Source organism: Peptoniphilus ovalis, from assembly GCF_018919265.1.
GTDB lineage: Bacteria > Bacillota > Clostridia > Tissierellales > Peptoniphilaceae > Peptoniphilus_A > Peptoniphilus_A ovalis.
In genome coordinates this window covers 229,287-250,544 of the sequence record NZ_JAHLQO010000004.1, presented here as the reverse complement: position 1 = coordinate 250,544, position 21,258 = coordinate 229,287, and the positions used below count along the sequence as shown (strand labels likewise).

Below are 21,258 nucleotides of genomic sequence, written 5' to 3'. Positions count from 1 at the left end.
TAGATTATGCTAATATGTACCTAAATCAAAATGAAAAGGAGATGGTTTTTATTAAAGCACAATATGATGCTAGATTTTTAGCTAGTGGAACACTAGAAAAAATTGAAAGAGTAGAATACTCTAACGGAACTAAAGAGCTTTTAAAAATTACATTAAAAGCTGGAGAAGATTTTATAACTTATACAACATTCAACACTAAAAAAGACCCACAAAGAATTAAAAGAATGATGACTGAACTTAGAAAAGGTGATTTTCTAAAAGCTAGAGGTACTGTATCTATAAATGAGTATGAAGACAAACAAGGCAATCTAAGAGAAAACCTCAATTATACTGCATTTGTAACAGAACATATAGAGCCAATAGACAATCCAAAGGCTTATATAACTATTGCTGGCATCTTAAAAAAGAAAATAGATACAGAAACTGAAAGAGGAAAAGAAATAACAATCGAAGTTTATGATGACTTTAGAGGTAAAAGTGAAAATTATAAAGTATCTTTAGATGAATCAATGGAAGGTTATTTTGATGATATTGAAATGGGAGATAATATATCAGTAACAGCTGAATATATTAGCAGAAGTGTAGCAGATGTTGATACAAGCTCAATGAAGTCTTATGGAAAGACTATAGATAATGTAGCACCTGCTGGAGTTAACAGAAAATATATCAACAAAATAAATGTAGTTCAAGGATATATCTTAGCAGAAGAATCAGAACTAGAAGATGAAGAAGATTTTCCATTTCCAGTAGACAATGAAGATATTCCATTTTAAGGGAGATAGTCCATGGATATTGAAAGTCAAAAAATTTACGAACGTGGAAGAAGATTAGTTAAAGAACTAGAAGTTTTGATAAGTAATTATCAAAAACTAAAGTTTTATATCAATGCTCAAGATGATGTACCTGCGCTATATTTAAAGCAAGCATCATCAATGAGAGATTATATTGATATTTTGTTAGAAAGAATAAAAAAAACGTGTTATTAAAGGAGATTTTAAAGAATGAATAAGAAAGATTTAATTGCAAACGTAGCAGACAGAATGAACGCACCTAAGACAACAACAGCTCAATATGTAGATAGTGTTTTTGAAGTAATTGAACAAACACTTAAAGCGGGAGAAAGAGTTCAAATAGTTGGATTTGGTTCTTTTGAAGTAAAAGACACACCAGAAAGAGATGGAGTAAATCCTAGAAACCCACAACAAACTATTAGAATACCAGCAGGGAAAAGAGTTAAGTTTAGTGCTGGAAAAGGCTTAAAAGATGCCATTAAAAACATTTAAGGTGATTTAAATGGATTTATTAAATCTACAAAAAAGAAAACCTATTGTGGACTTAAATCAATACAATTTCACATTATATGGCTCACCAGGAATTGGAAAATCATCAGTTGCCTCTTATCTATTTGATGACCCATTGTTTTTAGCATGGGAACAAGGTCAAAATGCACTAGAAGTGTATGTACAAGATATGTTCACTTGGAAAGACTTCTTATTGTTTGTTAAAGAAATTAAGAAGATAAACAAAGAAGGCAAGCAATATCCTTTTAAGTCTATTGTTGTTGACACAGTAGATATTATGAGAACTAAATGTGAAGAGTATGTTTGTATGGCTAATGGTTGGGATAGTCCAGCTGATGGAGCTTATGGAGCTGGTTGGGCTGCAATTACAAGAGAATTTGAGAAAAGAATTTCAGAAATTGAAGCTTGTGGACTTAGATTTCACTATATAGCACATGATAAAGTTCAAACAATTGATAGAAAAGATGTCAAATATGATAAGATTACACTTCAATTAGGCTCTACAGCAGTCAATCAAGTAATTAAAAAAGTTGACTTTATCCTTTATTTTGACAAGGAATTTGAGAAAGATTCAGAAGGAAATGTGACAGCTAAAAGAGTAATCAGATTTGATGGTGGCGAAAATTACGAAGCTAAGGCAAGAATTAATGGATTTCCACAATTCATATATGCTGGCAACACAGCAAAAGAAACTGCAAATATAATTAAGTCACTATTCAAAGAAAAAGCACAAGAGTTGCTAAGTGTGAATAGCGAAGAACCCATTATCGAAAAAGACTTAAAAGATAGTCCGAAAGTTAAAGATGTGGAAGATGAGTTAAAAGAAGAAAAGCCTGCAAATGTGGAAAACGTTACCAAAGCAAAAATTGAGGAGCTTTTAAATCAAGCCATGAAGAAAATAAAAGAGAAGAAAGCCACTCCAGAAGATATTCAGCAAATAATTAAGAAAAATACTACAGTAGAACTCATGAATGAGATTTCAAATACAGATGAGTTTAACAAGGTCAAAGAGCTAATTGAGAATTTATAAGTTTGACTTAAAAAATTGTACCGAAAGCTTCTTTGGTAGTCCTGTAACTATGACTTTATATAAAAATAATAAAAAACTTTTAAGGATAAGAGATGTAACTCATCTTATATCCTTAAAAGATAAAGTTTATTTATTTGGAGAGGTTAGTTATTATACTCCAGCAAAAAGTATTATAGAGCATACAATGTATGACACTTGTATATGTGAGTTATTTTATGATTCCAACTATAGATTTTTCCAAAATCTTGTAAGAGATTTAAAAAATGGCAAAAGTGGGAAATACCTATCAAGGAAAATAGAAAATACTTTTAATAAATATCAAATAGATTTTTTGCCTAAAAATTTTAAATTATGGATTGATTTTCTATTAACTCATTATAACTATGATAGGTACTATTTAACGGAAACTATGAGTTTTAGAAAAAGCTCTAAGAAGTATTTAAGAGTAGAAATGAAATTAAAAGAGAGGGGTAAAAGATGAAAGCTTATACTTATAAAGAACTTGCAGAAATGTTTAATACAACACCACAAAAAATATTAAAAAAGACAAAAAAGAAGAATTTTCCAAAAAAGACAATGACAACTGCTAAAAACCATCAAGGAAGAGTAGTAAAGGCTATAACAGAAGAGGGAATAGAATACTTTAAAAATGAATTTAGGGTAGTTGATGAGAAAGTGAATGATGAAGATAAAGCACTTTTAGGGGAATTAAAACTTGTAAAGCAGGGTGAATTTTTAGGCACTAAATGTGATTTTTATCAAGACATGAATGACAATGTCTATATGACAAGGAAACAAATATCAGATGCTTTAGATTATGAGGCAGAAAGTGCGATAGTTAGATTGCATGAAAGGAATAAGCAGTTAGATGAAATGAGTGTTGAAATTTCAAGGTTTAACTACCATACCACAAATTGTGGTAGGGGACAAACGGCTAAAAATAGCGAACTAAATAAAGTAAATCTAAACACACTTCTCTATAATGAAGATGGCATTTACGAAATTACATTTTTATCAAGACAACCTAAAGCAGATAAGTTCAGACAGTGGGTTAGAAATGTTCTACAAACAATTAGAAAAACTGGTGGCTATATTGATGAAAAAGATAAATTTGTTAGAAACTATTTCTCAACAAAAGATGAAATGGATATAGCACTTATTAAAAATATGATGAAAAAGACAGACCAGTTAAATGAAGAGCTGAATAAACAAAAAGATATAATAACAACTCAAAAAGAACTGTTGGAAAATCAAAAAGATGATGTTAAATTTGCAAAACAAGTTAAAAGTTCAGATGATTCAATCACAGTAAATGCAATGGCAAAAATATTACATCTTAATGGAATTAATATTGGAAGAAACAGACTGTTTAAATGGCTTAGAGATAGAAAGTTTGTCACTAGAGAATATCAAAATAATCAACTTACTAATATACCAACTCAAAAAGCTGTTCAAATGGGCTTGTTGACAATTGAAGAAACATCATTTATTGATAAATATGGCAACAACAGAATTGGAATGGTATCAAAAGTAACACCAAAAGGTCAACAATATTTATTAAATAAGTTTTTAAATGGAGTCTTATCTTGATGAGTCAGACAAATGAATTTGATTTAAAACTTAAACGTGGTGATGTTGTAATGGTAGACTTAGGAGAAAGATTTGGATATGAACAAGATGGAATTAGACCAGCAGTTATTATCCAAAACAATATAGGGAATGAATATTCACCAACAGTTATTATAGCACCAATTACAGCAGGAAAGAAAAACAATATAGATTTGCCAACTCATGTGATTGGAATTGAATTGAGAAAGAAGTCCATTGCCCTATTAGAGCAAATCTTAACAATAGACAGAAGAAGAATTATATCTTTTATAGCATCACTTGATGTTGAAACTATGAAAGATATTGATGAAAAAATAAAGGTATCTTTAGGATTATGAGAGAATTTCCTTTATTAGGACAGCCAAGAGCTGGTGGCGAAACAAGATGGACTTCAAGAAGATATTTAAAAAGGGAAATTGCAAAACTATGTGATGAAACGCCTGAAACAATAAACAATTTAATGGATGTTTTCTCAAAAGAGAAAAAATATGATTTCTTTTTCTTGAAACTCTATTTTGAATGGAAATACAAAATAAAGAAAGAAAAATTTGTGTTTGATGACTTCAAAAAAAGAGAAGATGAGTATGAATTTATAGAAATTTTAAATATCATTAAAGAAGTTCAGGGTTTGCATTATTCTCAATTCCCATTTTATTTTACTAAAGTTATCAAACAATTAAGGGAGAGTTTAATTGACAGTCAACAACAATATAATAGCAGAGAGAATGGTTATTTCTGGAGTAATGAACAATCCAGATATTATAGTGGAGTTACAAAATCTTGAACCTGAACACTTCTATTCATCAGTTCATAAGATAATCTACTATATTTTAAGAAAGATATATGAAACCTTTAAGGGTGATAAAATTGACCCTTTTACGATATTATCTACAGCAAAAAATGAAAACATTGAATTTGAAAAAGAAATTGAAAAAAATGGTGGATTGGACTATTTACAAACATTGATGGAATTAGGACAAGAATACAAGAAAGATGATGTTCTAACTCAAGCTGAAATAGTAACTAAAATGTCATTTTTTAGAGATATGCACCAATCTTTAGAAAATCAAATGGAATATATTGAAAACGGAGATAGTAAATCAAGAGAAGATGTAATCGATTCTCTAAGACAAAATACTGACAAAATCATATCAAAATATACTATTGCTGATAACTATAAGTATATTGGTGATTTATTTGATGATGTAATGGAAAAAGTAAGAAAAGATGTCAAGAATGGTGAAATTGGAATACCAACAAAAATCGAACCTTTAAATAAATTTTATACTTATAGACAAGGAGAGTTGGTTGTTTTGGTAGGTAGGGCAAAGGGTGAACGAATAAGTGCTTGATAGTTAGGAGTGATGTAACAATAACCCAATTGTATAAAAATGAAATAATTTCTTTATTCAATAGTGGTATGAAAAGACAAGAAATAGCCGACAAATTGAACGTTAGCTATACTCATGTTCAAAGAATAGTGGCAAAAAACTGTTCTTATAAAAAACCACAAAGACAAAGAAAAATTAAAATTGATGATTCCTTTTTTGACAACATTAACAACGAAGAAAAAGCTTATTGGTTAGGTTTTTTTAGTGCAGATGGTTATAATTCTGAAGATAGTGGAAAGCTAGAGCTTTCTCTTTAAGAAAAAGATTTAAACCATTTGGAAAAATTTAAAGAAAGTCTAAAATGCACTAGCAACATAACAAAAAAAGTAACAAAGAACAAATATGTATCTTATAGGATGGTTTTTAATTCTCCTCGAATTTCAAACAGATTAGCAGAATTAAATTGTGTTCAAGCAAAATCATTGATTTACGAACCTCCAAAATTGCAAAATACCAAACTGGAAAGGCACATGATAAGAGGTTTTTATGATGCAGATGGTTCTTTATGTATGAGTGATGTTGTTAATGAAAATACTGGATATTTTCAATTGTCAATAACTCTCGTTGGAACAAAAGCGACATTGGATTTTGTTAAAAATCATTTCAGTGAAAATCTTCCGAATGTTGTTTTTCATAAAAATTATGGAGAAAAAGGAAAATCTTATTATTTGAGAGCTACTGGGATAGAAAATGTATTAAACATTTGTAGCTATTTATATAAAAATGCTAACTATTTTTTAGAACGCAAGCATGATATTTTTATACAAGCACTTAACGCCCCTTATGTTAGTGATAACATAAGAGTAGGGAGCAATATCGGTAAAGACTGTGATGTTGATACCGAGATAACTAAGTAGAGTAAAGGCTACTTAGTATCGTAACGCATAGGAGATGAAACTACTTTGTAGAATATAATTCTCCCACGAGTGTTCCCCATCTCAAATAAGAGATGAAAATATATGCTGAGCTAGCACAAACAAAGAAGTGCTAGAACCATAGGATAAAAAGCCTATGGGATAACAATACTGGGAAAGTCCGCTTTTGCAATAAATGAGGCTCACAATATAGCAGTGGTTAACAAAAAGCCTCTTTTGTATCTTGACACAGAAATGCAAACAAAGACATTTTTAATGAGATTAATTTCAATTGATTCTGGAATACCAATTCATGAAATAGAAACTTTTCAATATGAAATAGACCCCATAAAATACAAAAAATATAAAGAAAGCGAAAAGAGAATCAAGGAAGCACCCTTAATTCACAAATACAGCACCCATTGGACTACCAAAAAAGTCAGAAATGATGTTATATCACTTGTCAGACAAGAGGGCATAGAAATGGTTGTTTATGACTATATAAAAGTCAAAGAAGTCAATGAGAGTAGAAATAAAGAGCATAATGAACTAGGAAATTGGACTATTGCCTTAAAGGATTTAGCTGGAGAGCTAAATATTCCAGTTCTCACACTTGCTCAAATGTCGCCCTATGAGATTAGAGTTGCAGATAGTGACAAAATCAATAGATATGCTTCAACAGTAGGTTTTATATTGCCACTTTCTGATGATGCCAAGAACAGAATGAAACAATGGGGTTATCCAAAAACTAAAGATTATATTTATATAAAATACAATCGTAATGGAGCATCTATGGAAGATGAAAATAAGGGAATATATTTAGATTTTAATAGAGAATGTGTTACATTCAACGCTAGTAAATTTCAAGAAGAATTTGAAGATTTAATACTATGACAAATGTTAAGGAACTATTAGAAGATTATGGAATTGATAGATTTCTTGAATATGTAGGAGCAGAAAAGATAAGAAAAATTGGTGATAATTTTAGAAGTTGCTGTCCAATTCATGGTGGCGATAACTCATCAGCTTTTTCTTATCATAACGGATATTTCACTTGTTTTAGTGAATGTGATAGAAATTATAGTCCAATAGATATTTTGATGATAGTTTTCAGCCTAAGCTATCCAGAGGCTAAAAAAAGACTAGAAAAACTTTTTGGACAAGAGATAGAAAATGAAGATACAAGTGAAATAACTTATGAAAATTTAGAAAATAAGAAATTTATTCAAGATTTTAAAAAATTGAAAGAAAGTCAAAAACAGGAAGAAAACACAGAATTTTGTTTAAATGACTTAGCAACCTATCAAAAAATAACTCATGAATATCTTATTAATGAGGGATTTAGTGATGAAACTAGACAGTTTTTTGATTTAAGATTTTGTGATAAAGGAATTATGAGAGATAGGGTTGTGATTCCAATTGATGACAAAAATGGAAAAATAATTGGAATTGCTGGTAGGTCAATTTATGATTTTAGGTTATTGGAGCTAACAGGGCAGAGCAAATATTTCTTTTCTAAGGGACTTAAAAAAAGTAATACGTTATACAACATAAGTAGAGCTGATAGGTACAGCGATTATTTAATAGTTGTTGAGGGATATAAGTCAATTTGGAGATTACATGAGTGGGGATATGACAATGCTGTTGCCTTAATGGGAGCGAGCTTAGGAGATAAGCAGCTAAAACTTCTTCTGAAGTTTAATTTACCAATTCTCATATCAGGAGACAATGATAAGGCAGGTAAAAATTTGCAAAGAGAAGTAGTTGGGAAATTAAGTAGATACACTCCAGTAGAAGAATTTCCAATAGAAAAAATTACAAGTAAAGAAAACGATTCCATAGCTGAAATAAAGAAAGGTGATTTTGAAGAGTGGACAAAAAAAATAATGGGAAAATATCCCAAGAAGATTCTATTTTAACATACATCAAATCAAGAGATTTTGCTAGTGTTAGAGAATTGACAAAATATTTCAATCTTTCAAGTGAAAGAAAAACTAGAAGAATTATAGAAAGACTTAGAGAATTGGGAGAGCCAATCTGTATAAGCTCAAAAGGCTATTATTATTCTAAAGACCCACTTGAAATAGATAAAACAATACAAAAGCTTTTATCGCAAGCACAAGGGCAAATAAGGACAGCCAAAAACTTAAAATTAGCTAAACAAAAATTAGAAATGGTAAATTAGGGAGTTTGTATGAGTGAGTTTCACAATAATTTATCATATTCTCAAATAGATTTATTTCATCAGTGTCCTAGAAAGTGGACTTTTAAATATATAGACAAAATAGACACAGAACAAAAAAGTATTTACTTAGATTATGGTTCTGCTGTCCATAAAGGGCTTGAATTTGCGTTTTGGGAATTGAAAGATACAAACACATTAAATAAAAACGAAATGATGAAAACGATTGCAGATTTGTCTTTAGATTATGCTTATGGTGATAAAGATGGTGAATTAAAAACACTAGCCATAAAAGATATGGAAAGATTGTTAAATTATGAGGGTTTTTATCAAAAAATAAAAAATAAAGAAATAATTGGTATTGAAGAGGAGTTTAATTTAGTTATTCCAACAATGCTTTGTGGAGAAAATATAGACATTAACATTAAAGGTTTTATTGATTTAATTTATAGAGATGATGATGACAAATTGGTTGTTGTCGACCATAAAACATCAAAAAAGAAGTTCGATAAAAACAAAAGGAGAAATAATCTTCAGATACCAATATATTTTATGGCTATTTTTGATAAATTTGGAGAATATCCAAAGTCAGGAATATATAATTTCACAAAGCTAAACACCTTTCAAGAAAGTTTATTCACAGAAAAAATAACTGATGAGCAAAATGAGCTAATGAACAAAAGAAATCCAAAAACAATATGGGCGAAAGGAATAAAAGAATCCAAAAAAGAAATTATACAAACGTTTAAGGATATGAATAACAAAAAATTTAGATTAACTACCAATCCTAGTCCACTATGTTATTTTTGTGATTATAAAGCTATTTGCACCAATGCAAGCAATTGGAAACCAAAGGAGAAAAAATAATGGAAAATATCGTGTTTTTAGTAGACAGAATTATAGAAAAATTAGAACAAGAGATAAAAAACGAGCCTGAAACTTTCGACCCATACGAACAAGGTTTTTCTGATGGAGAAATTAATGGGGCGTATTATGTAAGAAATGAAATATCAAACTTAATGCATCAAAAGGCAAGGAGAGAAGAAGAAAATGAGCTAGGAGGAATAGATGATTGAATTAAGAAAAGGTAAAAACATAGATGAATCAAAACTTGTTGGAGTATTTGAAAACCAAGACGCTTATTTGACTCAAATATATCAATCAGAGCAATTTGAGCCTCCATATTTCAGAATGTGGGGAACAGATGAGCTTATGAAGGTCGATTATGGAAAATACGATATGTTTTATTTCATGCTAGATTTGAGTGAAAAACTAAAAGGAGAGTAATTATGACAGAAAGAAAATACTACAGAGAAATACAACCAGAAGTATTTCTTATCAACGAAACAAACAACAAATACGGAGAGATAGTAGCTAAAATTGAACAAGCTGGAAGAAATTGCTACAACTCTAAATCAAAAGATTTTGAATCAGCTTTAAAATTTATAAGAATGATAATCAAAAGAGGACACGAATCAGTTTTAGAACATCATTCATTTACTTTTAAAATTGTAACTGACAGAGCTATTGCAAATGAATTGGTAAGACATAGAATTGCCAGCTTTAGTCAACTAAGCACTAGATATTTTAAATTTAATGATGCAATACCAGTAATTATGCCAATAGAAATTAAGAAATCTGATGAAGATGAAAAAAGAGAACTTTGGGATTTAGCTATGGATGTGGCTGGTAAGACTTATAATTCAATGCTAAAAATTGGAATTAAACCAGAAAATGCAAGAAGTGTACTACCTCAATGTACAGCAACAACTTTATATATGACTATGAATATTAGAGAATTAAGACATTTTCTAAAACTAAGAACAGCAAAAGCATCTCACCCAGATATGAGAAGAGTAGCAAACATGATATTAAAAATAATGAAAGAAAACTATTCAGTATTTTTTGAAGATATAGAACTAGGAGAATAAGATGAAGTATAGCAAAATCAAAGAGATAATCAATAAATTTCCAGAAGATGAACAAGCACGTTTAAGTTATAACGTTGATATAGAAGTACATCTATCAGTTGAGGAGCTTGGAGATGAGCCAGATTTTTGTGACATTGAGTTAAGTTTTTATGATGCTAAAACTGAAACTTATTTAGGCAAGTTATTTATTGATTTTCAAGATGGTGACCTAAACATTTCAACTCCTTATTCTTTAGATGATAAAAATTTAAAAAACTTATCTGATGGTTTAATCGAAACTTGTGAACTTATAGTCTTAGACTTTTTAAAGGAGAAATATGAAAAAATTATTAGTTGTGTATGAGAAAGCAATAAATGACACAAATAGAGATAAATATATAGAATCAATTCAAAAAGAAATACCAACAGCTGATGTAGTTGATGTGAATAACTACTGTGGAACACAAGACTATGATGCACTACTAGCATTAGAGCCATTAAGTCAGAACTGGGAGGGTATCATGAAGTGGACTTTATCAAGTAAAAACTTTCTAGACATTGAAGGAGCTTATACAAACAAACTAACATTAACAGCAGAGGCTATAATAAGAACAATTAGAGAAAAAGTTGGCTTTTTATTAGATAATAAAACTATATTAATAGTTAACCAATCAAATGTGTTAGGTAAACCATTAGCAAAAAGATTAATTGAACTTGGAGCTAATGTCATATCTATAAATAGCAAGTATCAGCGTTTGGAGAATATTTTAAGCTTAACTGATGTTGACATTATAGTTTCAGCAACTGGAAATCCAGAGTTTAAAATTGAAAAATTTTTAACACGAAATATACCTGTGAAAATAGATTTGTCTAATGACCTTGAAGATGACAACAAGATAACTAGAATAACAACAGTTAAGGTATTAAAGTGGAGGTTAGATGAGTGGCTAAGATGAAAAACAAAAAACCGAAGAAGGTAGCAACATATAATTTAACTTATGAACAAATGGAAGGGATAAAGAAGAAAGCAACAACAGAAGCTATTAATTTTGCATTTAAACAAATGATATTAATATCAATGATGGTTTTGAGAGATTATTATGGCTTTGGAGCAAAAAGATTAGAGGATTTTGCTGAATATTCATCAGGTATGCTGGATAGCTATAACAAAGGCTATCTAAGCCTAGATGATATGCAACAGACAATAAAAGAAGAGACTGGAATAAAAATTATAAGAAAATAAAGGTGAAAAATGATTTTTAAAATAGAAAGAACTTCAGATTTTGTAAAACACAATCAAGATAAATGCCCAATTAAAGAGGCGTACAAAGGAAAAATTAAGGGTAAAGAATGGTTTTTAATTGAAATAAAAACAATAGAAGAGTTATTAGAGTTAGAGAATAAATATGGCGAGTTAATTATAACCACCTTCTGTTATGATTTTCCAACTATAGAGATTTACGATTATTATAGAGAGTAATTATGAAACATTATTTAGTAATAGAAACACTAGACACAAAAGTTGTTTATCATACAACAATATTTAAAGAAAATTGTTTTGCTGATGAAGAATTTTATAGAAATCTAAAATTAAAAATAGATTTAGATAATCAAAGACTTAAAAGAACAGAAATAAAATTAGAAAACTTTATAATTGAATGGTTTAGATTTTTATCAAAAGTGGTTAGTCCAGATGTTGTTAAAGTGCTTCTTGAAGTTGATTTTGATGATTTAAAAATAGCACCCATTTTATATATGCAACTAATCAATAATAGACAAAAACCACTGAATCAGTTTTATATAGTATTCGACTATCTGTTGGGATACGCTAAAAAAGAAAATCCAGCAGAGCTAGAAGATAAGTATAAATTATATATAGAGGTATTTTAAAAGGAGAAAAAATGAAATATAAAAAAACCAATAATTATTGAAGCTGTAAAATATCAAAAAGACCATATAGGAAAACTATTAGACTTTTGCAATAAAATGACATATGACCCTTTTGAAATGAATATTATATAAACACGCTTGAAGGGGCAATACTTCTAAAAGATGGGGATTACATCATCAAGGGGATAAAAGGAGAATTTTATCCTTGTAGAGAAGATATATTTTTGGAATCTTATGAGAAGATAGAGGAATAAAAGTGACAAAAGAGGAATCATTGAGGATTTTGAGAAAAACTAAAGAAAGATTAATGAATATGACAGTAGAAGAAAGCGAAGAAATGTCAAAAAGAATAGATGAGTTTTGTGATGCTTATGATGAAGAAATTTTAAACGAAGTTTGTAAAGAAATGGGAATAGAACCAATGGAAGAAACACAAGAGTTTTTTATGGAAGATAATATGTTCGAGGGCAAATATGGCAAAAATCAGATATAAAAGAAAAAGAAGAAAGTATTTAGAAGAAGTCGACCCTAAATATCAAAGTATAAGAGATTTAAAAGTATCAAAAAAAAGAAGAAAAAGATTTAAAAAACAAAGAGATAAATATGGTTTTGATGAGAGGGAAACTTGGAATTTAGATTATTTAATGTTAGAGCTTATTTATGAAAGACTAAGAATGTATAAAGATGTAGCTTCAGAAATAATAAATTTAGATTTTCATAAGATAGATTATAAAGGACAGACATACACACAAAATCAAGTATTAAATAGGTTGATAGTCTTATCAAAACAAGCACTAACAAGAGAAGAGGCACCATTCACACGAGAAATTATAGGTGAAAAAGAATTTTGGGAGCTGCGGTCTAAAGTGTTTCCTTATTTTTGGTGGTAAAACGTGGAAATTAAAGAATTATTAAAATATATTCTAATGATTATATTGTCTGAAATTATGGTCTTTCTGTTAGCCTATCAAGCAATACATTCATGTACAATTTTAGAAATAATATTTTTATTATCAATGGCATATATACTACATGGAGCAACATCAGTATTGATACATTCAACGATAGAAACTTGGAGAGAAAGAGGAAACAAAAATGGAAAATGTAATAAATCTTGATAATTGGTGGTTATCAAAAGAGATAGGTCAGCTGTCTTATCAACAAGGACAACTTGAAGAATTGTTAAAAAATGATAATTTAGATAAAATTTCTAAATCAATCATGGAATTGAACTTGAAACATTGTGTTGAAACAATTGATTTATACAAAAAATTATTTGATGAAATAAATAAGGAGTAAAAATGGAAAAATTATTTAATGTGATGTTGTCTGATTTTACAGAAAAAGACTGGCAAGATGTAAAAGATGACATAAAAGAATTTATTGTAGAAGAATTTAAAAATATGTGGCAAGAACAATTTTTAATAGATGTAGAACTTGTAGAAAATAGAATTAATGATAATTTAGATGACTTCATATCAGAACAGTTTAAAGAGATGTTTAATAGTGTTGATATGAAAGAAATATTTATGAAAGAAATGAATAAAAAAATGGAGAGCATATTGAAATGACAACAAAAGAACTCATAAAACAATTAAAAGATTGGGATTACACAGTAAAAATAGATGATGATTTTATTGAAGTTTACGATTCAGAAGAATGTAAATATTATTTTAGCGTAGATACAAGAGAAGAGTTTCTTGTTGATACTTACAATAACGACTTTACGGAATTACCAGTTGAAGACAGGGAGATATTATTTGGTTTAATCTACAAATATACAACAACACCAGTAGGAGAACGAGAGGAGGAAAAGAAATATTATTTAAGACATAGGTGGCTTTGTGATTACGTGGATAATTCTTTCAGATATTTAAACAAATCAAATGACGCGTATTCTATAAATGACGACTTTGAGATAGGTCGTGCTAAAACACAATTTACACAAAAAGAAATAGATGAAATAAAGCAAAAATTTGATACAGATTTAAAGGATTTTGAAATTATTGAGGTGGAAGAATGAAAGAAGCACCACGAGAAATTAATTTAATTTTAACAACATTTTTTAAATTGTTAAATGAATATAATTATGCTTTAGAAGTGTATGCAAAGGGAGCATTTGTATTTGTGGATAAAGAAACTAATAAAAAATACATGGTAGATGAAGAAGAACTTAATAGGCTTTATAAAGAAGTAACAGAGGGCAAGAAATGAAAAATGAGCAAACTTAAAAACACAATAGCAATTGATGTGGAATTTGAAAGAAAGTGGGATAAAATATTTAATTATTTTAAAACACTTAATAAAATATCAGAATTAACAAATATATCTTCAATGTCTTTGTCTAACATCAATAGAGGAATAACTGGTAAATTGCAACAAAAAAATTACGATTCAATCATTAATCTATATAACACAAATAAAGATGAAATAGAGAAAAATTGGAAAGCCAAAGAAGAAAGAGAAAACAAAAAACCTGAAATAAAGAAAATACTTATTGGAAAAACATATAAGTTGTCTTTAGGCAGAGATTTAGATGGATATGGATTAGTTGAATCAGGAGTTGCTGTTGAGGAATACAATCACTTTTATAGATTAAAAAGTGATAACTATTATTTCACTATATCAAAAAATGATTTACACATAGAAGATTTAAGATTAAAAGAAAATTAATACTAGAAAAGAAAACGTTTTCATAGTATAATAAATCATAGTTGGGAGTGAAATAAATGAATGAAAAAACTAGGAGAAGGTAATACAAAAAAACTTAGAAACTATTTTAAAAAAGTCAAAATGCCTAGAAATGAATTGGCAGATAAATACAAATTGTCTCACAAAACAGCTGAAACACTTCTTGATACAAATATTAGCAAAATAATAGTTTTTGATGGTGAGTATAAAACTCTTAGAAGCTACATGGAAAGAGATATTGCAAGGGAAAGAATGTTAGTACCTGATGATTTACAACAAAAAGTAAAAGACTTATCAGGCTTATATGATATAAAAAAAGACTTTCATAGAGATATAGGGATTGCTAGTACAACTATGAAATCATTAGAATATGGAACAGCAAAAACAATAACTTTCAAAAATATGGATAAAATAAATCAATTTTATTTAGACCATTATATGGAGATACTAAACAACCAAAACAGTAAAGTTAAAGTTAAAAAAGGGAAGAAAAGAAAGAAAATAGACTATCTCACAACCAAAGAAATCAAAAGACAAGAGGCAATTAGAGCTAGACAACAATGTAGGGATAGATACCAACCATTAAAGATAGGCAAAACTTATAAAATCACCCAATTTTACACTATGGGAGATAGAAAAATATCATCTCTAGTTGGTGAAGGCACAGTAATTAAAGAATTTAAAAACTACTATTTAATGGAACATAATGGACATAAAACCACAACATTAAAAAATTTTCTCTATTGTCATAACATAGAAGTGGAAGAGATAATAATTGGAACAGAAGATTAGAGAAATCATAAGAAATTATGATATGAATACACCAATTGAAAAGATGAAGGAAAAGAAAATATACCAAAGTGGAAATCTCACAATCCCCCAAAAAATAATATCTGAACATATGGGGGCAGGATATATGGACACTATATGTATATTTTTTTTGGAAGATGGAAGTATATTACTGATGGAAAAAGGCTTAGCACAGGAGAGATTAAAAGATGAGTATGGACAAATCCTTGAATAAAGAAAAAATAAATATTAAGTTTACTGATAAAAAAGTTTATAAAGAATTTAATCATATAGAAGTAGGAGATTGGATAGATTTAAGAACAACAGATATTATAACAATCAGAGAAGGTCAATTTAAGATGATTGATTTAGGAGTAGCAATGGAACTACCAAAGGGCTATGAAGCGTGGGTTGCTCCAAGAAGTTCTACTTTCTTAAAATATGGAATATTACAAGCAAACTCAATAGCCATTATTGACAACAGCTATTGTGGTGATGATGATTATTGGAAGTTCTTAGTGTTAGGAACAAGAAATGTAACTATTCCAAAGGGAACAAGACTATGTCAGTTTAGAATAATGAAAAATCAACCAGAAATTGAATTTAATGTAGTTGATAGATTAAAAAATAAAAATCGTGGTGGAATAGGAAGCACTGGAGAAAATTAATGAAACTATATGGAATAGAATATGACAACGGAGAGCCATGGGAAGATGGTTTTAATTACACTTTAAATATTTTATTTAAAAGCAAAAATGAAGCAATAGATTATATAAAACATATTGGAGTTGAAGATGATAACAGAATTGAGACTTATAGCAGAGAAAAAACTAGCTATAGTGGTGAAACTCTTTATTATTTAAACAGAGAATTAAATAAAGATAATTATGAGTTATATGAAAACGATTACTATAAAGTTTTAGAATTTGAATTAAAAGATTAAAAGAAAGGGGATAGATAGTTTGTCGACAATAAAATAGCTATTTCTATCTCTTTATAAATGCAATTAAAATTAGATGAAAAACAAATAAGAAAAGGTAGAGCAGTAGGCTTGCCATACATTGGTAGTAAAAAGAAAGTATCTAAAAAGATAGTTCAATTAATCATTCAGAATTTTGGAAAAGAAAAAACTGTTTATGATTTATTTGGTGGTGGAGGAGCTATAACGCTTGAGTGTATCATCAATGGACTTAATGTTGTTTATAACGATAAAGATAATATACCAATGGATATATTGATTAAAGTTTTAAATGAAGATAGGGATTTTTTAAAGACACTTATAATGTCTAGAGATGAGTTTTTCAAAATAAGAGAAAAAGAAGACAAAACAACAGTTGATTATATTAAATTGATGGTAAATTCATTTGGAAATAATTTTAGAGACTATTTATATTCAAAAAAAAATAGTGATGTCAAATACAGCTTAGCTAGAGAAATAATAGAAAGACACAACTGTTTCAGTGGTTATAAACAAACAGAAACATATAAGAATAATCTTTCTAAAGCACGACTAGAGTGTTTAGAAAGATTACAACAGCTAGAGCAGATACAGCAACTTCAACAAGTGCAACAGCTGGAGTCTATTCAAAATATTACAAAAGCCGACAATTTAGTTTATTTTAACGAAGATTATAAGTTTTTCTCTAATGTGTCTAACTCAATAATATATCTAGACCCACCCTATAAAAACACGAGACAAAAACAGTATAATTGCCAATTAACTAACTATGATGAGTTTTATGATTTTTGCATAAAGATGAGTAAAGATAACATAGTTTTAATTAGTGGTTATGAAATGCCAAAAGAATTTGAATGTGTGTTTGAGTTTAAAACAGCAAAATCAACAATGCAAAGTGGACAACATTCTTCTAAATATGAAAAGCTATTTATGGTTAGGTAGGAGATAATTATGAAAAAATTTATATATGCTGGATTAGATATTTTAGAGAGGTTAATATTTATAATAATAGATTTTATGTTGCTTTGGGTTTTACTATTTAAAACACAAACAATTGGAACAGCTGGAATAATAATGATAACAATATTGTTATTTTTTACAATATCACTAACAGCAATACAAATATCAGAAGAGCAAGAAAGGAAAAAATAAAAATGACAACAGATAGTTTTATTAATGATTTAATTCTTAATAGCTTAAAAGCATTAAGCTTAGTTAGTGGAGTAATACATTTAATTGGAATAGCAGTAGACATGATATACCCAACTGGAAATGTTTTAACAACAGCATTTATGGTTATTTGTGCAATTATTTCATTTACTTTTTATTTTTATTTATCAAGTCGCCTTACTATGTATGTGGTGAGTGGTGATTTAGATGAATAATTACACGCCACTTCACGTTCACACATCAAAAGGTTCGCTATTAGATAGTACAAATACACCAGACAGTCTAATAAAAAGAGCAAAAGAAATAGGATTAAAATCAATAGCCATAACAGACCATGGCTATTGTTCTAATCATGTTGAGTTTTACAAAAAATGTAAGGAAAATAATATAAAGCCAATACTTGGAATGGAAGGCTATATAGCAAATGATATGACTATCAATGAAAGAGAACAAGGATTTTATCATATAATCTTATTAGCAAAAAACAATAAAGGATATAAAAATCTTTTAGAAATATCAACATTAGGTCATGTCAAGGGCTTTTATTATAAACCAAGAGTTGATTTAAAAACAATAAGAGAATTAAAACTTGGAGAAGGTATAATAGCATCCTCTGCGTGTTTAGGGTCGGAATTGTGTCAGATGATATTAAAAGAAGAATCTCATCAAGATATATTAAATAAACTTCAAGAATATAAAAATACCTTTGAAGAGTTTTATTTAGAATTACAACCAACAAATACAGCAGATAACGAGCAAACTCAAACACAACAATTTGTAAACTATGAAATATATAAACTAGCTAAAGAAACAAACACCAAAATGATAGCTACATCAGATTGTCATTTTACAAATAAAGAAGATTATGAACTTCACAATGTATTCATACAAATATCTCAAGATAGAGATAATGAAGTTTATGAAAATTGTTGGCTCAAATCCTATAATGAAATGTTGAATGGAAACTATTTTGGGTCATACGACAAGTCTAATGAAATAAAAAAACTTGAAATAGATACCATTTTGAGCGTTACAAACGAAATTGCAAACGATTGCAATGTTGAATTAGAACTAGGCAAATCTTATATACCATCAGCTGAACTTGAAAACCATAAAAATAAAGAAAATTACTTTATGGAACTAATAATTAAGGGCTGTAAAAAAAGAGGTTTCAGTAAATTTGACAAAGAGAAAAAAGAAACATATTGGGATAGAATATTATCTGAATATGAAGTATTGAAAACAAAAGGGTTTATAGATTATTTCCTACTGGAATATAACATTATCCACACAGCTAGAAAACAAGGAATAATAATCTCCCCAACAGCGAGAGGCTCTGGAGCTGGCTCATTAATATGTTATGTTTTAGAAATTACTAATGTAGACCCAATTAAATATCATTTGCTTTTTGAAAGGTTTTTAACAATTGAAAAGAAAGGACTCCCTGACATCGACACAGATGTGGCTACCCAAGACAAAGATAGTTTAGTTGATTTAATAAAAGATATGTATGGGCATGACAAAGTGGCTCAAATCTCAACATTTGGAACGCTACAATCTAAATCAGCAATACAATCTATTGGTAAAGTCTTAGGCATTCCATACAATACAGTCGAAGAAATAAAAAAAGGTATAACTGATGGGCTGTCGATAAAAGAATCTTTAGAGTCTAATAAAGACCTACAGGATTATCAAGAATTATACCCTAGATTATTTGAGTACGCATTAAAACTAGAGGGATTAGAAAGAAATATATCAACTCATGCAGGGGGAGTTGTAATCACGCCAGCAGATAAGAAAATTAGTGACTTTTGTGGAATGTGCATATCAAGAAGAGATGAAGAAATCACTCAATTAGATATGGTAAATTGCGAAGAAGTTGGTTTAGTAAAAATGGACTTTTTAGGCTTATCAACTTTAGATGTGATTTATGATACCTATAAAATAATTAAAGAGCATTTAGGGGTGGTTTTGGAACTCAAACCTGATGAAATAGCTTTTGATGATATGCAAACGTATTCAATGTTATCAAAAGGTCACACCAAAGGAGTATTTCAATTAGGGTCAAAAGGAATCACTGATGCTTGCGTAGAACTTAAACCAAACAACTTTGATGAGCTAACCAACTTGGTTTCTTTATACAGACCAGCAACATTAAAGGCACTTGAAAGATATTTAAAGAAGAAAAATGGTGAGCTAGAAATAGAATCACTAGAGCCTAGAGTAGATGAAGTATTGTCAACAACTAGAGGAGAACTTATCTATCAAGAACAAATGATGAGATTATTAAAAATAATGGCAAACTTTTCTGATGGAGAAGCAGACCATGCAAGAAAAATATCATCAAAGAAAAAAGTAGAAGAATTTGAAAAAGTTATGCAAGATTTCAAAAAGATGGCATTAAAAAATGGATTTGCAGAAAAAGTAGTAAATACCGTATACGACATGATAAAAGACAGTGCAAGTTATTCGTTTGCATTGGCTCATGGAGTTTCTTATACAATGCTTACTTATATTACAGCATATCTAAAAGCTCATTATACAACAGAATTTATGTGTTCTTTATTAACTAATCAAAGAAAAGAAGGCTCTACTGATATGGAATCTCTTAATGAATATTTAAAAGAATGTTTAGCAATGGGAATAACAATCAAGAACCCAGATTTAAGAGAAAAAAACTTTGATTTTAAAGTAACTGGAGATAAAGAAATCACTTATGGATTAGAACTGATAAAGGGTTGCAATAAATCAGAGCTTGAGGAATTAATCAAATATGACTTTAAAGACTTTGATGAAGTTTTAGAAGTGTCATGTTCAAAAAACACTTTAATTCCATTAATTAAAACTGGAGCATTAGACTATTTAGGCGAAAGAAAAGACTTGCTAATCAAACTTTTAGCTTATAGATACAGCAAAGGGATGGAAAAGAAAAAGAATCTTAAAACAGTCAACAAAAGACACTATGAAAAGCTCTTGGAGGAAAAGAAGATAACATTAGAAGATATACCAAAAGATAAAAATGATGTTAAAAGGAAAGAAAAAATATTAAACATAATCAATAAAGAAAACAAACTAGAAGTATGGACAGAATGGAAACAAAACGTAATAGCTGGTGATTATGCAATATGGGAATATCAATTGTTAGGATATACCATAAGTGGTGAACTATTTGAGAAATCAGATAAGTTTAAAAACTTCTATGATGAAGATGTAGAGGAAATAGATTTACCTTGTATAGTAAATAAGATTGATAAAAAGAAAATCAAAAAAGGAAAATCAAAAGGACAAGAAATGGCAATACTCGACCTAGATTCACCATTTGGAGAAGTTAGAGCTTTAGCATTTGCAAACTCTTGGCAGACATTAAAATACAAAATAGATAAAGGACAAAGATATATCTTAGTGGGAAATAAAAAGGACAATCAATTATTGCTCACTGGAATTATGAGTTATGAAAGATATATAAGAAATTTTAAGGATTGAG

39 protein-coding genes are annotated in these 21,258 nt (G+C 29.0%); all 39 read left to right on the top strand.

Translation table 11 applies throughout. The features are described 5' to 3' along the window. Positions 1 to 14 precede the first annotated feature (14 nt). The 39 genes from KQI68_RS07190 to dnaE all read left to right on the top strand — a co-directional run bounded on the left by KQI68_RS07190 (position 15) and on the right by dnaE (position 21,257). Positions 15 to 773 (top strand): hypothetical protein, encoded by a 759-nt coding sequence (locus KQI68_RS07190; RefSeq protein WP_216549457.1) that lies wholly within the window; start codon positions 15 to 17, stop codon positions 771 to 773. Between the two features lie 12 nt (positions 774 to 785). Beyond that, the gene (locus tag KQI68_RS07185; protein ID WP_216549456.1) at positions 786 to 986 is read left to right on the top strand and encodes a crAss001_48 related protein; all 201 of its coding nucleotides are present in this window, start codon (positions 786 to 788) and stop codon (positions 984 to 986) included. A gap of 15 nt (positions 987 to 1,001) precedes the next feature. Next, positions 1,002 to 1,283: an HU family DNA-binding protein gene (locus tag KQI68_RS07180; protein ID WP_216549455.1), complete on the top strand. Its 282-nt coding sequence runs from the start codon at positions 1,002 to 1,004 to the stop codon at positions 1,281 to 1,283. Between the two features lie 10 nt (positions 1,284 to 1,293). Beyond that, a complete protein-coding gene (locus KQI68_RS07175; protein ID WP_216549454.1) occupies positions 1,294 to 2,331 on the top strand; it encodes an AAA family ATPase in 1,038 nt (345 codons plus the stop codon). A 49-nt stretch (positions 2,332 to 2,380) separates the two neighbouring features. After that, on the top strand, positions 2,381 to 2,812 hold the full coding sequence (locus KQI68_RS07170) for a hypothetical protein (RefSeq protein WP_216549453.1): 432 nt from the start codon (positions 2,381 to 2,383) through the stop codon (positions 2,810 to 2,812). Continuing rightward, positions 2,809 to 3,921 (top strand): phage antirepressor KilAC domain-containing protein, encoded by a 1,113-nt coding sequence (locus KQI68_RS07165; RefSeq protein ID WP_216549452.1) that lies wholly within the window; start codon positions 2,809 to 2,811, stop codon positions 3,919 to 3,921. Before KQI68_RS07170 ends, KQI68_RS07165 begins: the two co-directional genes overlap by 4 nt. Then, positions 3,921 to 4,277, top strand: a complete 357-nt coding sequence (locus KQI68_RS07160; protein ID WP_216549451.1) for a type II toxin-antitoxin system PemK/MazF family toxin — start codon at positions 3,921 to 3,923, stop codon at positions 4,275 to 4,277. Before KQI68_RS07165 ends, KQI68_RS07160 begins: the two co-directional genes overlap by 1 nt. Continuing rightward, positions 4,274 to 4,723 carry a hypothetical protein gene (locus tag KQI68_RS07155; RefSeq protein ID WP_216549450.1) on the top strand — a complete coding sequence of 150 codons (450 nt, stop codon included), beginning with the start codon at positions 4,274 to 4,276 and terminating at the stop codon, positions 4,721 to 4,723. Before KQI68_RS07160 ends, KQI68_RS07155 begins: the two co-directional genes overlap by 4 nt. Then, a complete protein-coding gene (locus tag KQI68_RS07150) occupies positions 4,632 to 5,291 on the top strand; it encodes a DnaB-like helicase N-terminal domain-containing protein (RefSeq protein ID WP_216549449.1) in 660 nt (219 codons plus the stop codon). Before KQI68_RS07155 ends, KQI68_RS07150 begins: the two co-directional genes overlap by 92 nt. A 68-nt stretch (positions 5,292 to 5,359) precedes the next feature. Beyond that, positions 5,360 to 5,587, top strand: coding sequence for a hypothetical protein (locus KQI68_RS07145; protein WP_216549448.1), 228 nt, complete (start codon positions 5,360 to 5,362; stop codon positions 5,585 to 5,587). An 18-nt stretch (positions 5,588 to 5,605) separates the two neighbouring features. Further along, positions 5,606 to 6,187 (top strand): hypothetical protein, encoded by a 582-nt coding sequence (locus KQI68_RS07140; RefSeq protein WP_216549447.1) that lies wholly within the window; start codon positions 5,606 to 5,608, stop codon positions 6,185 to 6,187. 159 nt (positions 6,188 to 6,346) lie between these two features. Further along, entirely contained in the window at positions 6,347 to 7,078 is a 732-nt protein-coding gene (locus KQI68_RS07135) for a DnaB-like helicase C-terminal domain-containing protein (protein ID WP_216549520.1), read from the top strand. Further along, complete coding sequence (locus KQI68_RS07130; protein WP_216549446.1) at positions 7,075 to 8,103, top strand: toprim domain-containing protein; 1,029 nt, start codon at positions 7,075 to 7,077, stop codon at positions 8,101 to 8,103. The genes KQI68_RS07135 and KQI68_RS07130 overlap by 4 nt, the downstream gene beginning before the upstream one ends. Next, a complete protein-coding gene (locus tag KQI68_RS07125) occupies positions 8,055 to 8,369 on the top strand; it encodes a hypothetical protein (protein WP_216549445.1) in 315 nt (104 codons plus the stop codon). The genes KQI68_RS07130 and KQI68_RS07125 overlap by 49 nt, the downstream gene beginning before the upstream one ends. Before the next feature lie 9 nt (positions 8,370 to 8,378). Continuing rightward, positions 8,379 to 9,233 (top strand): RecB family exonuclease, encoded by an 855-nt coding sequence (locus KQI68_RS07120; RefSeq protein WP_216549444.1) that lies wholly within the window; start codon positions 8,379 to 8,381, stop codon positions 9,231 to 9,233. Then, positions 9,233 to 9,442, top strand: a complete 210-nt coding sequence (locus tag KQI68_RS07115; RefSeq protein WP_216549443.1) for a hypothetical protein — start codon at positions 9,233 to 9,235, stop codon at positions 9,440 to 9,442. Before KQI68_RS07120 ends, KQI68_RS07115 begins: the two co-directional genes overlap by 1 nt. Continuing rightward, entirely contained in the window at positions 9,435 to 9,653 is a 219-nt protein-coding gene (locus KQI68_RS07110) for a hypothetical protein (protein WP_216549442.1), read from the top strand. The genes KQI68_RS07115 and KQI68_RS07110 overlap by 8 nt, the downstream gene beginning before the upstream one ends. 2 nt (positions 9,654 to 9,655) lie before the next feature. Further along, a complete protein-coding gene (thyX, locus tag KQI68_RS07105) occupies positions 9,656 to 10,297 on the top strand; it encodes an FAD-dependent thymidylate synthase (RefSeq protein WP_216549441.1) in 642 nt (213 codons plus the stop codon). A 1-nt stretch (position 10,298) separates the two neighbouring features. Then, positions 10,299 to 10,640 carry a hypothetical protein gene (locus tag KQI68_RS07100; protein ID WP_216549440.1) on the top strand — a complete coding sequence of 114 codons (342 nt, stop codon included), beginning with the start codon at positions 10,299 to 10,301 and terminating at the stop codon, positions 10,638 to 10,640. Continuing rightward, the gene (locus KQI68_RS07095; RefSeq protein WP_216549439.1) at positions 10,615 to 11,232 is read left to right on the top strand and encodes a hypothetical protein; all 618 of its coding nucleotides are present in this window, start codon (positions 10,615 to 10,617) and stop codon (positions 11,230 to 11,232) included. The genes KQI68_RS07100 and KQI68_RS07095 overlap by 26 nt, the downstream gene beginning before the upstream one ends. Then, entirely contained in the window at positions 11,220 to 11,519 is a 300-nt protein-coding gene (locus KQI68_RS07090) for a hypothetical protein (RefSeq protein ID WP_216549438.1), read from the top strand. The genes KQI68_RS07095 and KQI68_RS07090 overlap by 13 nt, the downstream gene beginning before the upstream one ends. Positions 11,520 to 11,528: 9 nt before the next feature. Continuing rightward, positions 11,529 to 11,756 carry a hypothetical protein gene (locus tag KQI68_RS07085; RefSeq protein WP_216549437.1) on the top strand — a complete coding sequence of 76 codons (228 nt, stop codon included), beginning with the start codon at positions 11,529 to 11,531 and terminating at the stop codon, positions 11,754 to 11,756. 2 nt (positions 11,757 to 11,758) lie between these two features. Further along, the gene (locus tag KQI68_RS07080; RefSeq protein WP_216549436.1) at positions 11,759 to 12,166 is read left to right on the top strand and encodes a hypothetical protein; all 408 of its coding nucleotides are present in this window, start codon (positions 11,759 to 11,761) and stop codon (positions 12,164 to 12,166) included. 274 nt (positions 12,167 to 12,440) lie between these two features. After that, positions 12,441 to 12,659, top strand: a complete 219-nt coding sequence (locus tag KQI68_RS07075; RefSeq protein WP_216549435.1) for a hypothetical protein — start codon at positions 12,441 to 12,443, stop codon at positions 12,657 to 12,659. Continuing rightward, the gene (locus tag KQI68_RS07070; RefSeq protein WP_216549434.1) at positions 12,640 to 13,056 is read left to right on the top strand and encodes a hypothetical protein; all 417 of its coding nucleotides are present in this window, start codon (positions 12,640 to 12,642) and stop codon (positions 13,054 to 13,056) included. The genes KQI68_RS07075 and KQI68_RS07070 overlap by 20 nt, the downstream gene beginning before the upstream one ends. Before the next feature lie 3 nt (positions 13,057 to 13,059). Continuing rightward, the gene (locus KQI68_RS07065; RefSeq protein ID WP_216549433.1) at positions 13,060 to 13,284 is read left to right on the top strand and encodes a hypothetical protein; all 225 of its coding nucleotides are present in this window, start codon (positions 13,060 to 13,062) and stop codon (positions 13,282 to 13,284) included. Continuing rightward, positions 13,262 to 13,465, top strand: coding sequence for a hypothetical protein (locus tag KQI68_RS07060; RefSeq protein ID WP_216549432.1), 204 nt, complete (start codon positions 13,262 to 13,264; stop codon positions 13,463 to 13,465). The genes KQI68_RS07065 and KQI68_RS07060 overlap by 23 nt, the downstream gene beginning before the upstream one ends. Before the next feature lie 2 nt (positions 13,466 to 13,467). Further along, entirely contained in the window at positions 13,468 to 13,737 is a 270-nt protein-coding gene (locus tag KQI68_RS07055; protein WP_216549431.1) for a hypothetical protein, read from the top strand. After that, complete coding sequence (locus KQI68_RS07050) at positions 13,734 to 14,189, top strand: hypothetical protein (RefSeq protein WP_216549430.1); 456 nt, start codon at positions 13,734 to 13,736, stop codon at positions 14,187 to 14,189. Before KQI68_RS07055 ends, KQI68_RS07050 begins: the two co-directional genes overlap by 4 nt. Next, positions 14,186 to 14,380 (top strand): hypothetical protein, encoded by a 195-nt coding sequence (locus KQI68_RS07045; RefSeq protein ID WP_216549429.1) that lies wholly within the window; start codon positions 14,186 to 14,188, stop codon positions 14,378 to 14,380. The genes KQI68_RS07050 and KQI68_RS07045 overlap by 4 nt, the downstream gene beginning before the upstream one ends. 3 nt (positions 14,381 to 14,383) lie before the next feature. After that, positions 14,384 to 14,839, top strand: coding sequence for a hypothetical protein (locus KQI68_RS07040; protein WP_216549428.1), 456 nt, complete (start codon positions 14,384 to 14,386; stop codon positions 14,837 to 14,839). Between the two features lie 60 nt (positions 14,840 to 14,899). Then, positions 14,900 to 15,649, top strand: coding sequence for a hypothetical protein (locus KQI68_RS07035; protein ID WP_216549427.1), 750 nt, complete (start codon positions 14,900 to 14,902; stop codon positions 15,647 to 15,649). Then, complete coding sequence (locus KQI68_RS07030; RefSeq protein ID WP_216549426.1) at positions 15,633 to 15,881, top strand: hypothetical protein; 249 nt, start codon at positions 15,633 to 15,635, stop codon at positions 15,879 to 15,881. Before KQI68_RS07035 ends, KQI68_RS07030 begins: the two co-directional genes overlap by 17 nt. Continuing rightward, positions 15,856 to 16,314, top strand: a complete 459-nt coding sequence (locus tag KQI68_RS07025; RefSeq protein WP_246541267.1) for a dUTP diphosphatase — start codon at positions 15,856 to 15,858, stop codon at positions 16,312 to 16,314. Before KQI68_RS07030 ends, KQI68_RS07025 begins: the two co-directional genes overlap by 26 nt. Next, a complete protein-coding gene (locus KQI68_RS07020; protein WP_216549425.1) occupies positions 16,314 to 16,589 on the top strand; it encodes a hypothetical protein in 276 nt (91 codons plus the stop codon). The genes KQI68_RS07025 and KQI68_RS07020 overlap by 1 nt, the downstream gene beginning before the upstream one ends. Positions 16,590 to 16,646: 57 nt before the next feature. Continuing rightward, complete coding sequence (locus KQI68_RS07015; protein ID WP_216549424.1) at positions 16,647 to 17,546, top strand: DNA adenine methylase; 900 nt, start codon at positions 16,647 to 16,649, stop codon at positions 17,544 to 17,546. Between the two features lie 9 nt (positions 17,547 to 17,555). Next, positions 17,556 to 17,756 carry a hypothetical protein gene (locus tag KQI68_RS07010; protein ID WP_216549423.1) on the top strand — a complete coding sequence of 67 codons (201 nt, stop codon included), beginning with the start codon at positions 17,556 to 17,558 and terminating at the stop codon, positions 17,754 to 17,756. Between the two features lie 2 nt (positions 17,757 to 17,758). Further along, positions 17,759 to 17,989, top strand: a complete 231-nt coding sequence (locus KQI68_RS07005) for a hypothetical protein (protein ID WP_216549422.1) — start codon at positions 17,759 to 17,761, stop codon at positions 17,987 to 17,989. Further along, on the top strand, positions 17,982 to 21,257 hold the full coding sequence (gene dnaE, locus KQI68_RS07000) for a DNA polymerase III subunit alpha (RefSeq protein ID WP_216549421.1): 3,276 nt from the start codon (positions 17,982 to 17,984) through the stop codon (positions 21,255 to 21,257). The genes KQI68_RS07005 and dnaE overlap by 8 nt, the downstream gene beginning before the upstream one ends. Position 21,258 lies beyond the last annotated feature (1 nt).

What these genes read in the sequence shown, in the direction of transcription:
- KQI68_RS07100 (WP_216549440.1), top strand. Translation starts at nt 10,299, where the DNA reads ATGAAGTATAGCAAAATCAAAGAGATAATCAATAAATTTCCAGAAGAT.
- KQI68_RS07130 (WP_216549446.1), top strand. Translation starts at nt 7,075, where the DNA reads ATGACAAATGTTAAGGAACTATTAGAAGATTATGGAATTGATAGATTT.
- KQI68_RS07085 (WP_216549437.1), top strand. Translation starts at nt 11,529, where the DNA reads ATGATTTTTAAAATAGAAAGAACTTCAGATTTTGTAAAACACAATCAA.
- KQI68_RS07035 (WP_216549427.1), top strand. Translation starts at nt 14,900, where the DNA reads ATGAAAAAACTAGGAGAAGGTAATACAAAAAAACTTAGAAACTATTTT.
- KQI68_RS07080 (WP_216549436.1), top strand. Translation starts at nt 11,759, where the DNA reads ATGAAACATTATTTAGTAATAGAAACACTAGACACAAAAGTTGTTTAT.
- KQI68_RS07160 (WP_216549451.1), top strand. Translation starts at nt 3,921, where the DNA reads ATGAGTCAGACAAATGAATTTGATTTAAAACTTAAACGTGGTGATGTT.
- KQI68_RS07185 (WP_216549456.1), top strand. Translation starts at nt 786, where the DNA reads ATGGATATTGAAAGTCAAAAAATTTACGAACGTGGAAGAAGATTAGTT.
- KQI68_RS07010 (WP_216549423.1), top strand. Translation starts at nt 17,556, where the DNA reads ATGAAAAAATTTATATATGCTGGATTAGATATTTTAGAGAGGTTAATA.
- KQI68_RS07180 (WP_216549455.1), top strand. Translation starts at nt 1,002, where the DNA reads ATGAATAAGAAAGATTTAATTGCAAACGTAGCAGACAGAATGAACGCA.
- KQI68_RS07175 (WP_216549454.1), top strand. Translation starts at nt 1,294, where the DNA reads ATGGATTTATTAAATCTACAAAAAAGAAAACCTATTGTGGACTTAAAT.
- KQI68_RS07145 (WP_216549448.1), top strand. Translation starts at nt 5,360, where the DNA reads ATGAAAAGACAAGAAATAGCCGACAAATTGAACGTTAGCTATACTCAT.
- KQI68_RS07190 (WP_216549457.1), top strand. Translation starts at nt 15, where the DNA reads ATGTACCTAAATCAAAATGAAAAGGAGATGGTTTTTATTAAAGCACAA.
- KQI68_RS07025 (WP_246541267.1), top strand. Translation starts at nt 15,856, where the DNA reads ATGAGTATGGACAAATCCTTGAATAAAGAAAAAATAAATATTAAGTTT.
- KQI68_RS07050 (WP_216549430.1), top strand. Translation starts at nt 13,734, where the DNA reads ATGACAACAAAAGAACTCATAAAACAATTAAAAGATTGGGATTACACA.
- thyX (WP_216549441.1), top strand. Translation starts at nt 9,656, where the DNA reads ATGACAGAAAGAAAATACTACAGAGAAATACAACCAGAAGTATTTCTT.
- KQI68_RS07040 (WP_216549428.1), top strand. Translation starts at nt 14,384, where the DNA reads ATGAGCAAACTTAAAAACACAATAGCAATTGATGTGGAATTTGAAAGA.
- KQI68_RS07120 (WP_216549444.1), top strand. Translation starts at nt 8,379, where the DNA reads ATGAGTGAGTTTCACAATAATTTATCATATTCTCAAATAGATTTATTT.
- KQI68_RS07110 (WP_216549442.1), top strand. Translation starts at nt 9,435, where the DNA reads ATGATTGAATTAAGAAAAGGTAAAAACATAGATGAATCAAAACTTGTT.
- KQI68_RS07165 (WP_216549452.1), top strand. Translation starts at nt 2,809, where the DNA reads ATGAAAGCTTATACTTATAAAGAACTTGCAGAAATGTTTAATACAACA.
- dnaE (WP_216549421.1), top strand. Translation starts at nt 17,982, where the DNA reads ATGAATAATTACACGCCACTTCACGTTCACACATCAAAAGGTTCGCTA.
- KQI68_RS07060 (WP_216549432.1), top strand. Translation starts at nt 13,262, where the DNA reads ATGGAAAATGTAATAAATCTTGATAATTGGTGGTTATCAAAAGAGATA.
- KQI68_RS07170 (WP_216549453.1), top strand. Translation starts at nt 2,381, where the DNA reads ATGACTTTATATAAAAATAATAAAAAACTTTTAAGGATAAGAGATGTA.
- KQI68_RS07015 (WP_216549424.1), top strand. Translation starts at nt 16,647, where the DNA reads ATGCAATTAAAATTAGATGAAAAACAAATAAGAAAAGGTAGAGCAGTA.
- KQI68_RS07070 (WP_216549434.1), top strand. Translation starts at nt 12,640, where the DNA reads ATGGCAAAAATCAGATATAAAAGAAAAAGAAGAAAGTATTTAGAAGAA.
- KQI68_RS07045 (WP_216549429.1), top strand. Translation starts at nt 14,186, where the DNA reads ATGAAAGAAGCACCACGAGAAATTAATTTAATTTTAACAACATTTTTT.
- KQI68_RS07005 (WP_216549422.1), top strand. Translation starts at nt 17,759, where the DNA reads ATGACAACAGATAGTTTTATTAATGATTTAATTCTTAATAGCTTAAAA.
- KQI68_RS07055 (WP_216549431.1), top strand. Translation starts at nt 13,468, where the DNA reads ATGGAAAAATTATTTAATGTGATGTTGTCTGATTTTACAGAAAAAGAC.
- KQI68_RS07155 (WP_216549450.1), top strand. Translation starts at nt 4,274, where the DNA reads ATGAGAGAATTTCCTTTATTAGGACAGCCAAGAGCTGGTGGCGAAACA.
- KQI68_RS07095 (WP_216549439.1), top strand. Translation starts at nt 10,615, where the DNA reads ATGAAAAAATTATTAGTTGTGTATGAGAAAGCAATAAATGACACAAAT.
- KQI68_RS07115 (WP_216549443.1), top strand. Translation starts at nt 9,233, where the DNA reads ATGGAAAATATCGTGTTTTTAGTAGACAGAATTATAGAAAAATTAGAA.
- KQI68_RS07020 (WP_216549425.1), top strand. Translation starts at nt 16,314, where the DNA reads ATGAAACTATATGGAATAGAATATGACAACGGAGAGCCATGGGAAGAT.